The organism is Mycobacterium sp. B14F4, assembly GCF_039871645.1.
Taxonomy (GTDB): domain Bacteria; phylum Actinomycetota; class Actinomycetes; order Mycobacteriales; family Mycobacteriaceae; genus Mycobacterium.
The window spans coordinates 69986-81637 of the sequence record NZ_JBDPMF010000006.1; the positions used below are offsets into that span (position 1 = coordinate 69986).

Below are 11652 nucleotides of genomic sequence, written 5' to 3' on the forward strand. Positions count from 1 at the left end.
CTGGATCACTTCGGCGGGAACCGCAGCGCCCCGTCGAGGCGGATGATCTCTCCGTTGAGGTAGTCGTTCTCGACGATGCTCTGCGCGAGCTGCGCGTACTCCGTCGACCGGCCCATCCGCTTCGGGAACGGCACCTGCGGACCCCAGTACTGCTCGAGCTGGTCGGCCGCCTTGCCGTACGCCGGGGTGTTGATGGTGCCGGGCGCGATGGTCACCACGCGGATGCCGAGCGGTGACAGGTCGCGTGCGGCGACCAGCGTCATGCCGAGCACGCCGCCCTTGGCCGCGGAGTAGGGAAGTTGACCGATCTGACCCTCGTAGCCCGCGATCGAGGCCGTGTTGATGATGACGCCGCGAGCGCCTTCGTCCAGGGGTTCGGACTTCGCGATCGCCGCCGCCGACAGTCGCATCACATTGAAGACCGCGGTCAGGTAGAACTCGATTGTCTTCTTGAAGCCGTCGAGGTCCAGCGGCGAGCCGTCCTTGCCGATCAGCCGGCCGCCGCTCGCAGGTCCGCCGTGCGTGTCGACCGAGATCCGCAGCGGGGCCAGCGACTCGGCCTCGGCGATCGCCGCGTTCACCGACTCCTCGGAGGTGGCGTCCGTGCGCACGTAGCGCACGCCGAGCTCGCCCTCCAGCTCCTTGCCCTTGTCGTCGGCGAGGTCGGCGACGACCACCTTCGCGCCGGCACTGTGCAGGCGGCGGACCGTCGCCTCGCCCAGGCCACCGGCGCCCCCGACGACGATCGCCGAGCTACCTGCGATTTGCATATGGTTCCCCTTCTTGCAACTGGCACTCTCTGGCTGAGAGAATAGCATTCTCATTCTGGTCGAGACGGAGACACCTATGCCTGAAGCCGTGATCGTTTCTGCGCTGCGTACACCCATCGGCACCGCCATGAAGGGCACGCTGCGCGACACCGACGCCTACGAACTCGCCGAGCACGTCATCGGGGCGGCGGCCGGTGAGCTGGACTCGCACCCGATCGACGATGTCCTGCTCGGCGAGGGTCTCTACGGCGGCGGTGTCGTCGCCCGCCACGCGGCGATCACCGCGGGGCTGACGTCGGTGCCGGGGCTCGCGTTGAACCGGCACTGCGCCGCGGGACAGGCCGCCGTGCAGGGCGCCGCGGCGAGCATCCGCGCCGGCATGGACCAGCTCGTCCTCGCCGGCGGGGTGAACTCCGCGTCGACGTCGCCGCGGTTCACGCGGCAGGGCCGGCGGGGATCCGAAGAAGGCTGGGTCGACTGGTTCCCACCCACGCATCCGGACCGTCCCGACGCGCCGAACATGGACATGTCGATCACCGTCGGCTGGAACGCCGCCGTGAAGGCCGGAGTGTCCCGTGAGGAGATGGACCAGTGGGCGCTCGGGTCGCACCGCAAGGCGATCCAGGCCATCGACGAAGGCCGCTTCAAGCACGAGATCGTGCCGATCGAGACACCGCACGGCCTGTTCGAGGTCGATGAACACCCGCGGCGCGACACCAGCATCGAGAAGCTGGCCTCGCTCAAGCCACTGCACCCGGAGATCGAGGGCTTCTCGATCACGGCGGGCAACGCCTGCGGCGCCAACGACGGCGCTGCACTGCTCGGTATCGCCAGCGACCGGCTCGGCCTGCCTGCGCTCGCGACCGTCCGGTCGTGGGCGTCGGTCGGTGTGGACCCGGCCTCGACGGGCCTGGCGCCGGTCGAGGCGATTCCGAAAGCGCTGAACCGCGCGCGTCTTTCGTTGGCCGATGTCGATCTGTTCGAGATCAACGAGGCATTCGCGGCGATGTGCGTGGCCACCATCAAACTGCTCGACATCGACCCCGACCGCGTCAACGTCAGCGGCAGCGGCTGCTCACTCGGACATCCGGTGGCCGCCACGGGTGCGCGGATGATCGTCACGCTCGTGCACGAACTGCGCAGGCGCGGCGGCGGAATCGGCGTGGCGGCGATGTGCGCGGGCGGCGGAATGGGATCGGCCACGGTCATCGAGGTCGGTTGAGCCGCTGGCGGCGACGTTCGACCTGTGATCCGTAGACTGCGGAAGCGATGACCATCGACGAACTCCTCGAGGCCGCGCGCGGCGGATCCGCGCGGGCGACCGGCCGGTTGCTCAGCCTTGTCGAAAGTACCCGGCGCAGCGAGGTATTGGAGGCACTCGGCGCGGTCACCGCTCCTCGCATCGTGGGTGTGACAGGACCCCCGGGCGCGGGGAAGTCGACGACGGTCGCAGCGTTGGTCGGCGCGTACCGCGAGCGCGGCCTGCGGGTCGCGGTCCTGGCGGTCGACCCGTCGTCGCCCTACAGCGGTGGCGCGCTGCTGGGGGATCGGATCCGGATGGCGGCCCACATCAACGACCCCGACGTGCTGATCCGGTCGGTGGCAACGCGTGGGCATCTCGGTGGGCTCGCCGCGGCCGTACCCGCGGCGATCCGGGTGCTCGCGGCGCTGTCGTACGGCTTGGTGGTGTTGGAGACCGTCGGGGTCGGGCAGTCGGAGATCGAGATCGCCGCCGTCGCCGACCCGACGGTCGTCATCCTCAACCCGGGCGCCGGCGACGCCGTGCAGGCGGCCAAGGCGGGACTGCTGGAGGTCGCCGACATCGTCGTGGTCAACAAGGCCGATCGGGAGGGCGCGGACCAGACGGTGCGCGATCTGCGGGCCGAGACCAGTGCCCCGGTCATGAAACTCGTTGCCGCGCAGGGCGAGGGCATCGCCGAACTGGTCGAGGTCATCGAGGCGCACCACCGAGCGGACAGCCCCGGCCGACGCGCCGCACGCGCCAGGTCACAGATCCTGTCGCTGGCCCAGACGCTGCTGCGCAACCATCCCGAACTCGACCGGCTGGCCGCCGCGGTCGCCGACGGCAGCGACGACCCCTACAGTGCCGCCGAGCGGCTGTTCGCGGTTCCGGCGGAGTCCTGATCCGGAAGGTCGAGCATTCTGCGTGACATCCGCATCAGCTGCGCGCGAAGGGTTTCGGCGTCGAGATCGGCGACCAGCGGGTGCATGACCGCCACGCTGATCGCGCTCGAGAGCATCGCCGCGTGCACCCGTGCCTCCACGCCGGCCTCGGTGCCCAGCAGCAGGGCGTAGAGCCGTTCGATGAACCGCTGGAACGGTTCGTGCTCGGCCTGCAGGCGGATGATGACCGGATCGAACTGCAGCACGCTGACGATCCCGCGCCGCTCGATGGCCTGGTCGATCATCCGCTCGAGCAGCATCTCGCGCGACCGCAGGCCGTGGCCCTCGGCTTCCGCGGCCTCGAGCGCATCCTCGAGCCTGCTCATCTCCCGTTCGGTGATCGCGATGACGATCTCTTCCTTGGTCTTGAACTGGCGGTACACCGCGGCCTTCGTCACGCCCATCGCATCGGCGATCATCTGCAGCGACGTACCGCTGACACCATGTTCGGCAATCAATTTCAGCGCCGCGTCCAGCACCCGCGTCTGGGCGGCGGTGCGCGTGATCGCACTGAACCTGTCGTCGGTCATCGCCACACGACGAGCGTAACCGAACTATTGACCGTCCGGTTGCCGATCGGCTACCGTTCGAGTAGCCGATCGGCAACTAGTGCTGGGAGAAGGTTTCGACGACGATGAGACGAACTGACGGCGAACTGATTCTCTTCTGGACGCTGCCCGCACTGGCGGTCATCTGGGTGTCGGCGTTCTTCCTGTTCCCCGGTTTCGTGCACCCGATGTCGCCGACGATGTCCGCCGAGGAGGTCGCGGCCTTCTACCGCGACGAGACCGCGCGCATCCGCTACAGCATGATCTTGTTCAACTGGTTCGGTGTGGGGTTGATCCCGCTGGTGATGCTGCTGGTGATGCAGATCCGGAAGATGGCTCACCGCACGCCGATTCTGTCCTACAGCTTGCTGGTCTGCGCCGCCGGACCGCCCACGCTGTTTCTCATCGCCAACATGTTCTGGCTGCTCGGCGCCTTCCGCCCCGAGCGCGCTCCGGAGCTGACGCAACTGTTCAACGACCTTGCCTGGATCACCTTCACGATTCTGGTGCCCTACCTCATCGCCCAGTGCCTGCTGCTGGCGCTGGCGATCTATTGGGATCGACAGGAGCAGCCGGTCTTCAAGCCGTGGGTGGCGCACTTCAACCTCCTCATCGCCGTCGCGCTGGCGCCGGCCGCGTTCACGGCGCTGGCGTTCGAGGGCCCACTCGCCTGGGACGGGCTGTTGTCCTTCTGGGTCAAGAACATCGCGATCGGGGTGTGGATCGTGGTCATGGGAGTCGTTGTCGGACAGAACATCCGTCGCCAGCGTGCCGAGAGCCTGGCCGCAGCATGAGCAATACGACAGCGCGGCAGGCGACGGAATCGGCCACACCTGCCGATTCCGCGCTCGGTCGGCTGGTCTGGAACTTCCGGCACCATCCCAAGCGCGAGTTGTGGTTCGCGTGGTACGTCATGGTCGTCTTCTACAATTTGTACGGCGTGCTGTTCTTCCTCGTCACGCGTGTGCAGCCGCCGCCGAGCCCCGCGTGGGACACCCCGGTGGTCGTGCAGTGGTTCGAGAGCCGCCACACGGGCATTCTCGCCGGGTTCGCCGTGGTGTTCCTGATCTCGGGCATGTGCGGGCCGATGAATGCAATCCTCGCCTACTCGATGCGGCGCATGTCGGTCAGCCCCATCTTCGCGTACTCATACCTGGTGATGTACGCGCTCAGCGCCATCCCCGGCATGCTGGTGATGGCCATCGCGATGACTGTTGCGGCCCTTCGGCCGGACCGCGATCCCGAACTGATCCGGTGGCTCTACGATTTCGCGTTCCTGTCGTTCAGCGGCACCATGGGGGTGTTCCTGATCGGCTCGCTGGTGTGGATGGTGGCGATCCTCCTCGACAAGAACCGCGTGTTCCCGAAGTGGTTCGGTTATCTCGGTCTGTGCAACGCGCTGACCGAGGTCGTCGTCGCGCCGGCGTGGATCTTCCAACGTGGCGTCTTCGCCTGGAACGGGGCGATCGCCTGGTGGATCAACATGGTGGTGTTCTTGACCTACACCGCCGTCTTCATCGTGCTGCTGCGCAAGATGATTGAGCGCGAGGACTTCGGAACCGGCCCGCTGCCCGACGTTCCGACAGCTGTCGATGACACGACGACGGTGGAGGCTGCTCGATGACGAACCTCGCCGGTTCCAGGCCGCAACTCACCGACGGGCAGCCGAAGAGATCGGTGCCAGGGCAGCCGGACATGTGGGTGTTCGTGCTCTTCGAATCCCTTCTCTTCACCGGGTACTTCTCGGTCTATCTCTTCGAGCGGACCCAGAATCAGGACCTGTTCCTGCAGTCGCAGGCCGACCTGGACCTGCGCTTCGGGGTGTTCAACACCGTCGCCCTGCTGTTGAGTTCATGGGCCATTGCCCGCTGCGTGCAGGCGTCGCGCGAAGGGGCATATCGGTCGGCACTGATCAACGCGTCGCTGACGGTCACGTTTGGCGGCCTGTTCCTGACGTCGAAGATCGTCGAGTGGGTCATGGAAGTCCGCATCGGGAACACCTTCACCAGCGACGTGTTCTTCCAGCACTATTTCTTCCTGACCTCCATCCACTGCATCCACGTGCTGATCGGGTTCGTCGTACTCGGTGTCGTGGTCTATCAGTTGCGCAGCCCGGCCCGGCGATCCCAGCAACTCGTCGAGACCGGCGCAACCTACTGGCACACCGTCGACTTCCTGTGGGTCCTGATTTTCGCACTGCTCTACGTCGTGAGGTGATTCATGAGCGCCGCCACCAGCAAGAGACTGCTAGTCGTCTGGTCCGTCCTGACGGCGATGACGCTGGTGTACGTCTGGTTGGATCACACCGCCGACGAGAACGGGACGCTGCGGGCCAGCACGGTGGTGACGGTGGGCGCCATCGTCATCGCACTCGTCAAGGTGCGCATCATCTTCCGGGAGTTCATGGAGGTGCGCCACGCGCCCGCGCTGCTGTGCCGCCTCACCGACGCTTGGGTGGTGCTGATCGGCGGGGCTCTGCTCGGTACCTACTTCGTGGGACTGGCGGTCGCGACGTAACCCGCTAATCCGCGGAGGACGACGGCCGGATGCTCGAGATGATCAACTCCATGAACGGGCGGTAGAGGTCCTCGCCGTCGATATGGCTGTTGAGCGTGACGCCCTCGTTGGTCGCCAGGATGACCCGCGCCAGCGTCTCCGTGGACATGGTCAACTCGCCACCGATCCGGGCGGCGCCTGCGGCGATGTAGTCGGCAAGCCACCGCACCGTCTCCAGCCGTTGAGCGGCCACACGTTCCCGTGCTCCCGGGTTTCGGACGAGGAACAGGGTCAGTTCGTAGCCCAGCGCGGCGGCCAACTCGGCATCGCCGCTCATCAGGTCCCGCCAGCGGACCGACAATTCGTCGAGATCGAGATCCTCGAGCCGCTCGAACGACGAGACGACGTCGGCGAAGCCGTCGAGAAAGCGCTGGCGCTGGCGCTCGATCACGGCTAGGAAGAGCTCCTCCTTGCCGCCGAAGTGCGCGTAGATGGCCCCCCGCGTGTAGCCGGCGGCGTCGGCGATGTCCTCGAGCGCGGCCGCGCCGAGGCCCTTGCGCGCAAAAAGCTCCTCTGCAGCGTCGAGGAGAAGAGAGCGGGTGTGCTCGACACGTCGTTCCCTTGTCCAGCGCTCCGGCACGCGGTGATTCTTCCACACCGACTGGCCTGCGCCTTTGGGCCCGCCCCGCGAAGGTGACAGCCCGATCGTGGTGCGTTCACCGCCGGCCATCGTCCTCCCGTGACTCGAAAATATTCAGAGTTGTATCTTACATACGGTACTGTATATTAGGGAGTGCGGCCACATACAGCCGGCAGATGAGGAGGACGCACGATGACAGCGGCGACGCGGCCCGGGGACTGGGTCAGTACAGCGGCCGGCCTCGATGACTTCGGGGCGGGCACCTACACCATGCAGATTTCGACCGACCGCTACACCTCGCGCGAGTACCAGGCCCGGGAACGGGACGCGATCTGGATGCGGGTGTGGCAGGTCGTCGGCCGGGTGGACGAGCTGCCAAAGGTGGGGGACTGGAAGGAGTACCGGATCTTCGACCAGTCGTTCGTAGTCGTGCGGGGGAAAGACGAGAGATTGCGCGGCTTCGTCAACGCCTGCAGGCATCGCGGCAACGTCCTGTGCACCGGAGGAACGGGCAACGTCAAACGCGGCTTCCTGTGCCAATACCATCTGTGGTCCTACGATCTCGAAGGCCGGTTGCGCGGCGTGCTGCGCGAGAACCTGGCAGGCCAGGTGAACAAAGACGAGAACTCTCTGCACCAGGTTTCCGTCGACACCTTCGCCGGTTTCATCTTCCTCAATCCGGATCCCGAGGCCGCGCCGCTTGCCGAGTGGATCGGGGACGAGGTCGCGAGCATGCTGGCGCCCTATCACCTCGACGAGATGGTGACGGTGATGAACGTTCGAGAGCCGTTGGACTGCAACTGGAAAGTCGTCATGGACGCTTTCGAGGAGGGCTACCACATCAACGGAATCCACCCCCAGCTGGTCAGCGTGATATCGATCGATCCGGCGACCAGCCGGTACAAGTTCTTCGAGAACCACAGCGTCGCCATGGCTCCCTTCGAAGTGCAGGGCGCCAGCCCGGAGAAGCAGGTCGAGGGGATCATGGCGTTGCCCGAGACGTTTCCGTCCACCGTCGCGGTGCTGCCGCGCTTCGAGGAACTCGTCAAGGAGTACCGCGCCGAGGACGGTTCGGTGACCTTCCCCGACGGCGTCAGTGCGCGATCGCTCCTGCAACAGGCGACTCGTGACACCCTGACCGGCATGGGTCTGGACGTCAGCGGGCTGACCGACGCCCAGATGAGCGACAATCACGGGTGGGTGCTGTTCCCGAACTTCTTCATGACGATCCGCGCCGGCGAGTGCCACGTCATCATGGCGGTGCCCCATCCCGACGGGGATCCCAACCGGTGCATCTGGCACGTCGCCAGCTACATGTACCTGCCGGCGGAGATGCGCGACTCGTTCAAGGTCGACCTGATCGACGTCGAGGAACCGGGCAGCTACAAGTATTTCGAAGCGCTGCACCAGGATTACGTTCAGATGCCGCGCCAACAGCTTGGGCTGCGCAACAGCCGGCTCGACCACATGTCGTTGGTGAAAGAGGAAGTCGTGATCGGCCACTACCACTCGGTGATCGACCGGTTCATGGAAGCACAACGGTGAAGCTCGAGGAGCGCATCGCGCTGCACACCAGGATGGCGAAAGCCTACGGTGACGCCTACGCGCGTCAGGGGATCCAGGACGGCGAAGCGTTCGTCGACGTGTGGAAGTTCGCCGACGACGCCGTCTACGCGTCGCCGTACTTCACCGGCGACGAGGTGTACAAGCTCAGCGAGTTCCCGGAGGAGTCGGCACGCGCCTCCACCATGGAGGCGAAGGTGTACTCGCTGCGATTCCCCGACTGGAAACCGGTCGATTTCAGGTACTGGCCTGCCGACAACGGTTTCGTGATGAAGACCCGTTGGCAGGGCCGCACCACTGACGGCGTCGAGATGGGCTTCTACTCGTACAGTTTCGTCGAGACGGACGACGACGGACTGGTGACGCGTTGGGAGACGCACGTCAACGACGAGTACAGCGCCTTCCTCGATGTCGCGATCGGCGTACGCGGCCCGTTCCACGGCACGTCGCAGTACGTTGAGGCGTTGGAACGACGGCTGGCGGAGGAGGGTGTGACGGCGTGAGCGAACTGCGGGACGTCGAAGACGTCATCGGCGAGTATGCGGGCCTGTCGCGGGCCGTGCTCGACTATTGCATGACGACCAAGCGACTGGTCGACGCCGCCAAGCGCCCCGGATTCTCCGTGGACAGCTGGACGCCGCTCGGCGATCTGATCGACACCGAGGGCTTTGTCCGGGTCGGCAATTTCAAGGAGGTCATGGACTGGGGTTCCTACGTCGAGTTCCTCACCAACTGGGCGACGGCGTCGGATTGGGAGTGCTCGTTTCGGCGGGTCACCGAGGCGGACAACGTGGTATTCCTGGAACTCGAGGAGCGCAGCCGGGTCGGGGACTTCGCCAACTCGGTGCACTCGATGTCTGTCTACGAGTTCAACGATGCCGGGAAAATCGCCCGCATCGACGTCTATCTGCAGATGGCCCTGCCGTCGGCCGACATGCTGAAAAGCTATGACGGCGTGCAGATCAGCGAGTAAGTCGAGGTCGCGCTAGGACCGCGCGGAGACCGCCGCCCCGGCACGATAGCCGAAAACCATTGCTGGGCCCAGGGTTCCGCCGGCGCCACCGTAGGCCTTACCGGTCGCACCGGCCATCGCGTTGCCGGCCGCGAACAGGCCGGGGATGGCCGAACCGTTGACATGCATCACGCGGCCGTCACCATCGGTGCGTGGGCCGCCCTTGGTGCCCATCGCGCCGATGGCCACCGGAACCGCGTAGTACGGCGGTGTGTCGATCGGGCCGAGCGTCTTACCGGCCGGCGTGGCCGCCTTGTCGTCTCCCCAGTAACCGTCGTAGGCGCTCGAACCGCGGCCGAACTCGGGATCGGTGTCGTGACCGACGCTGTCGTTCCACGCCGCCAGCGTGCGGGCCAGCCCCTCGGGGTCGATGCCGGTCTTCTCGCCGAGCTCGTCGAGGTCCTTCGACGGCGAGAACCAGTCCGGTGCAGGACCGTCCGGATCCACGCCGAGGAAACCGTACTTCTTAAGATGCAACGAGTCGAACACGATCCATGCCGGGTCGTTGGCGTACCCGTGCCGCGGGTCGAGGTAGTGGAACGGGCCCGCCATCGAGTTGTACTCGCCTGCCTCGTTGAGAAATCGCTTGCCTGCCCGGTTGACGATGATGCTGCGCGGCCGGGTACGTTCCAGGCGCACGCTGCGGCTGCGCGGGTGGCCCTCGAAGGTGTCGCCGGGCAATCGGACGATGGGCACCCACCAGGCCTCGCCCATGTTGGCCAGGTCGGCGCCGTGGGCCATGGCCATCCGCAGGCCGTCGCCGGTGTTGTTGGGCGGTGACACGGCGCCCCGCATCGGACCGCGCAGATATGCCTCCACCAGCTTGGTGTCCCACTCGAACCCGCCGGTGCCCAGCACCACGCCGCGGCGGGCTCGCACGTTGAACTCCCTGTTGCCCTGCGTGATTCGCACACCCGTGATGCCCAGCGGGTCGGCGAACAGTTCCACGGCGCGGGCGTTCGTGCGCGGCTGCACGCCGAGATCGAGCAGGCCCGTCAGCAGGCCCGCGACCAGCGCCGTGCCGGCCACGCAATAGTCGCCGGACTCGTCGTCGACCGACGCGTGGATGCGCGCGCGGGTTTCGGCGTCGATGCCGACGTTGCTGAAGTCCGCAGGGAACGACGTGATGCGGTCCCGCCACTCGCCGAGGCGGCCGAGGTCGAACGGCTTGGCGTTCAGCGAGCGTCCGCCCGCCGGGCGGCCACCGGGCAGTTCGGGCTTGTAGTCGGGGAAGCCCTCGGCGACCTCGAAGCGCAGATCGCTGTGCGCTTCAACGAAGTCCAGCATCTCGGGGCCGGTGCGCACGAACGTCTCGACGAGGTCGTCGTCCATGTAGCCCAGTGACTGCGCTCGCAGGTAGCTCATCGCATCCTCGACGGGCAGTTCGCCGTCGGCAGCTCTACCGTGCGCGGGAATCCAGATGATGCCGCCGGACACCGCCGTGGTGCCGCCGACAGTGGCGGCCTTCTCGTAGACCTCCACCGTCGCGCCGTTGACCGCCGCGGTGAGTGCGGAGGTCAGTCCGGCCCCGCCGCTGCCGAGTACGACCACGTCGACGTCATGATCCCAGTCGGTCACGTGCTGCTCCTTCCCGCCGACCCTCTAGCTGAGGATCGCGGATAATTCGTTGGCCGCCTTGATGACTGCCTCCTTGCCGCGCATCACCACGTCTTCGCGATGCGAGATGAGGTTGATACAGGTGGGCGGCGACGGCGGGCGGCGGCGCACCGGCACCGCCAGGCCGTAGGTGTTCGGCTCGACCTCGCCGTGGGTGATCACCCAGCCCTGCTGGCGGGTCAGCGGAACCAGATCGCGCTCACCGGGGCGCGGCGGCATGCTCGCCAGCAGCGCGATTCCGGCCGAGCCGCGGTCCAGAGGATAGCGGCTGCCCTCGTGAAACGACATCTGATAGAAGACGTTCGTCGGCGCGATGACCGCTATCGCGACCTGCTGGTCGCCTTCGGCCACCAGAAGCGACACGGTGCTGCCCAGCTCGTCGGCCAACGCCCGCAGCGTGGGCTGGCTGAGCTGGCGCACGTTGTTGTCGAACGACGCCCCGAGCACGGCGAGCGCGGCGGCCGAGCGGTAGCGGCCGTCTTCTCCCTTGGCCACCAACCGGAATTGCGACAACGTGGAGAGCAGCCGGTAGGCAATGGTGCGGTGCACGCCGATGTCGTCGGCGACTTGCTGAGCGGTCAACCCGCTACGCGAGCCCGCGACCAACTGCAACGCGGCCAGGCCCCTGGCCAGAGTCTGCGAGCCGGGTGCACCATTCGGCGCGGCACCGCCATTCGGCTGTGTGTCCGTGGCTGCCATCGCACCCCTTCCTTGACAGACGCACTCGCGAGAGTGATGCTCTGACTATAGTGCACGTGAGTGTGCGATAAATGAGCAGAGTGCTTACAAATTACGAGAATTTGATTCTCGCCGTCAAGGAAG

Annotated in this window: 14 protein-coding genes; 9 read left to right on the forward strand and 5 right to left on the reverse strand. The window is 66.2% G+C overall.

The genetic code is table 11. The features are described from left to right. Window positions 1–5 precede the first annotated feature (5 nt). Window positions 6–770: an SDR family NAD(P)-dependent oxidoreductase gene (locus ABGB19_RS17770; RefSeq protein WP_347687298.1), complete on the reverse strand. Its 765-nt coding sequence runs from the start codon at window positions 768–770 to the stop codon at window positions 6–8. 76 nt (window positions 771–846) lie between these two features. On the opposite strand from ABGB19_RS17770, the gene ABGB19_RS17775 reads away from it, so the two are divergent. Together ABGB19_RS17775 and meaB are read left to right on the forward strand one after the other, a co-directional pair. After that, window positions 847–1992, forward strand: coding sequence for a thiolase family protein (locus tag ABGB19_RS17775; RefSeq protein WP_347687299.1), 1146 nt, complete (start codon window positions 847–849; stop codon window positions 1990–1992). A 47-nt stretch (window positions 1993–2039) separates the two neighbouring features. After that, complete coding sequence (meaB, locus tag ABGB19_RS17780) at window positions 2040–2915, forward strand: methylmalonyl Co-A mutase-associated GTPase MeaB (RefSeq protein WP_347687300.1); 876 nt, start codon at window positions 2040–2042, stop codon at window positions 2913–2915. Here meaB and ABGB19_RS17785 read toward each other — a convergent pair. After that, complete coding sequence (locus ABGB19_RS17785; RefSeq protein WP_347687529.1) at window positions 2870–3484, reverse strand: helix-turn-helix domain-containing protein; 615 nt, start codon at window positions 3482–3484, stop codon at window positions 2870–2872. The genes meaB and ABGB19_RS17785 overlap by 46 nt on opposite strands. A gap of 104 nt (window positions 3485–3588) precedes the next feature. Here ABGB19_RS17785 and ABGB19_RS17790 point away from each other — a divergent pair, with 104 nt between their 5' ends. From ABGB19_RS17790 to ABGB19_RS17805, 4 genes are read left to right on the forward strand one after another with little or no spacing between them, the layout of a single operon-like run. Further along, window positions 3589–4296, forward strand: a complete 708-nt coding sequence (locus ABGB19_RS17790) for a hypothetical protein (protein ID WP_347687301.1) — start codon at window positions 3589–3591, stop codon at window positions 4294–4296. Next, the gene (locus ABGB19_RS17795; RefSeq protein ID WP_347687302.1) at window positions 4293–5126 is read left to right on the forward strand and encodes a hypothetical protein; all 834 of its coding nucleotides are present in this window, start codon (window positions 4293–4295) and stop codon (window positions 5124–5126) included. Before ABGB19_RS17790 ends, ABGB19_RS17795 begins: the two co-directional genes overlap by 4 nt. After that, window positions 5123–5719: a cytochrome c oxidase subunit 3 gene (locus ABGB19_RS17800; protein WP_347687303.1), complete on the forward strand. Its 597-nt coding sequence runs from the start codon at window positions 5123–5125 to the stop codon at window positions 5717–5719. Before ABGB19_RS17795 ends, ABGB19_RS17800 begins: the two co-directional genes overlap by 4 nt. 3 nt (window positions 5720–5722) lie before the next feature. Continuing rightward, complete coding sequence (locus tag ABGB19_RS17805; RefSeq protein ID WP_347687304.1) at window positions 5723–6019, forward strand: cytochrome C oxidase subunit IV family protein; 297 nt, start codon at window positions 5723–5725, stop codon at window positions 6017–6019. 4 nt (window positions 6020–6023) lie between these two features. On the opposite strand, the gene ABGB19_RS17810 is transcribed toward ABGB19_RS17805, so the two are convergent. Continuing rightward, entirely contained in the window at window positions 6024–6638 is a 615-nt protein-coding gene (locus ABGB19_RS17810; protein ID WP_347687305.1) for a TetR family transcriptional regulator, read from the reverse strand. A 192-nt stretch (window positions 6639–6830) separates the two neighbouring features. Between ABGB19_RS17810 and ABGB19_RS17815 the strand changes: the two genes are divergently transcribed. The 3 genes from ABGB19_RS17815 to ABGB19_RS17825 are packed head-to-tail and all read left to right on the forward strand — an operon-like array spanning window position 6831 to window position 9174. Beyond that, entirely contained in the window at window positions 6831–8183 is a 1353-nt protein-coding gene (locus ABGB19_RS17815; RefSeq protein WP_347687306.1) for an aromatic ring-hydroxylating dioxygenase subunit alpha, read from the forward strand. After that, a complete protein-coding gene (locus tag ABGB19_RS17820; RefSeq protein ID WP_347687307.1) occupies window positions 8180–8704 on the forward strand; it encodes a hypothetical protein in 525 nt (174 codons plus the stop codon). Before ABGB19_RS17815 ends, ABGB19_RS17820 begins: the two co-directional genes overlap by 4 nt. Next, on the forward strand, window positions 8701–9174 hold the full coding sequence (locus ABGB19_RS17825; RefSeq protein ID WP_347687308.1) for a hypothetical protein: 474 nt from the start codon (window positions 8701–8703) through the stop codon (window positions 9172–9174). Before ABGB19_RS17820 ends, ABGB19_RS17825 begins: the two co-directional genes overlap by 4 nt. 12 nt (window positions 9175–9186) lie before the next feature. Here ABGB19_RS17825 and ABGB19_RS17830 read toward each other — a convergent pair whose 3' ends face one another. Then, window positions 9187–10791 carry an FAD-dependent oxidoreductase gene (locus tag ABGB19_RS17830; protein WP_347687309.1) on the reverse strand — a complete coding sequence of 535 codons (1605 nt, stop codon included), beginning with the start codon at window positions 10789–10791 and terminating at the stop codon, window positions 9187–9189. Window positions 10792–10815: 24 nt separating this feature from the next. After that, window positions 10816–11529, reverse strand: coding sequence for a helix-turn-helix domain-containing protein (locus ABGB19_RS17835; protein WP_347687310.1), 714 nt, complete (start codon window positions 11527–11529; stop codon window positions 10816–10818). Window positions 11530–11652: the final 123 nt, after the last annotated feature.

What these genes read in the sequence shown, in the direction of transcription:
- ABGB19_RS17770 (WP_347687298.1), bottom strand. Translation starts at nt 770, where the DNA reads ATGCAAATCGCAGGTAGCTCGGCGATCGTCGTCGGGGGCGCCGGTGGC.
- ABGB19_RS17775 (WP_347687299.1), top strand. Translation starts at nt 847, where the DNA reads ATGCCTGAAGCCGTGATCGTTTCTGCGCTGCGTACACCCATCGGCACC.
- meaB (WP_347687300.1), top strand. Translation starts at nt 2,040, where the DNA reads ATGACCATCGACGAACTCCTCGAGGCCGCGCGCGGCGGATCCGCGCGG.
- ABGB19_RS17785 (WP_347687529.1), bottom strand. Translation starts at nt 3,484, where the DNA reads ATGACCGACGACAGGTTCAGTGCGATCACGCGCACCGCCGCCCAGACG.
- ABGB19_RS17790 (WP_347687301.1), top strand. Translation starts at nt 3,589, where the DNA reads ATGAGACGAACTGACGGCGAACTGATTCTCTTCTGGACGCTGCCCGCA.
- ABGB19_RS17795 (WP_347687302.1), top strand. Translation starts at nt 4,293, where the DNA reads ATGAGCAATACGACAGCGCGGCAGGCGACGGAATCGGCCACACCTGCC.
- ABGB19_RS17800 (WP_347687303.1), top strand. Translation starts at nt 5,123, where the DNA reads ATGACGAACCTCGCCGGTTCCAGGCCGCAACTCACCGACGGGCAGCCG.
- ABGB19_RS17805 (WP_347687304.1), top strand. Translation starts at nt 5,723, where the DNA reads ATGAGCGCCGCCACCAGCAAGAGACTGCTAGTCGTCTGGTCCGTCCTG.
- ABGB19_RS17815 (WP_347687306.1), top strand. Translation starts at nt 6,831, where the DNA reads ATGACAGCGGCGACGCGGCCCGGGGACTGGGTCAGTACAGCGGCCGGC.
- ABGB19_RS17835 (WP_347687310.1), bottom strand. Translation starts at nt 11,529, where the DNA reads ATGGCAGCCACGGACACACAGCCGAATGGCGGTGCCGCGCCGAATGGT.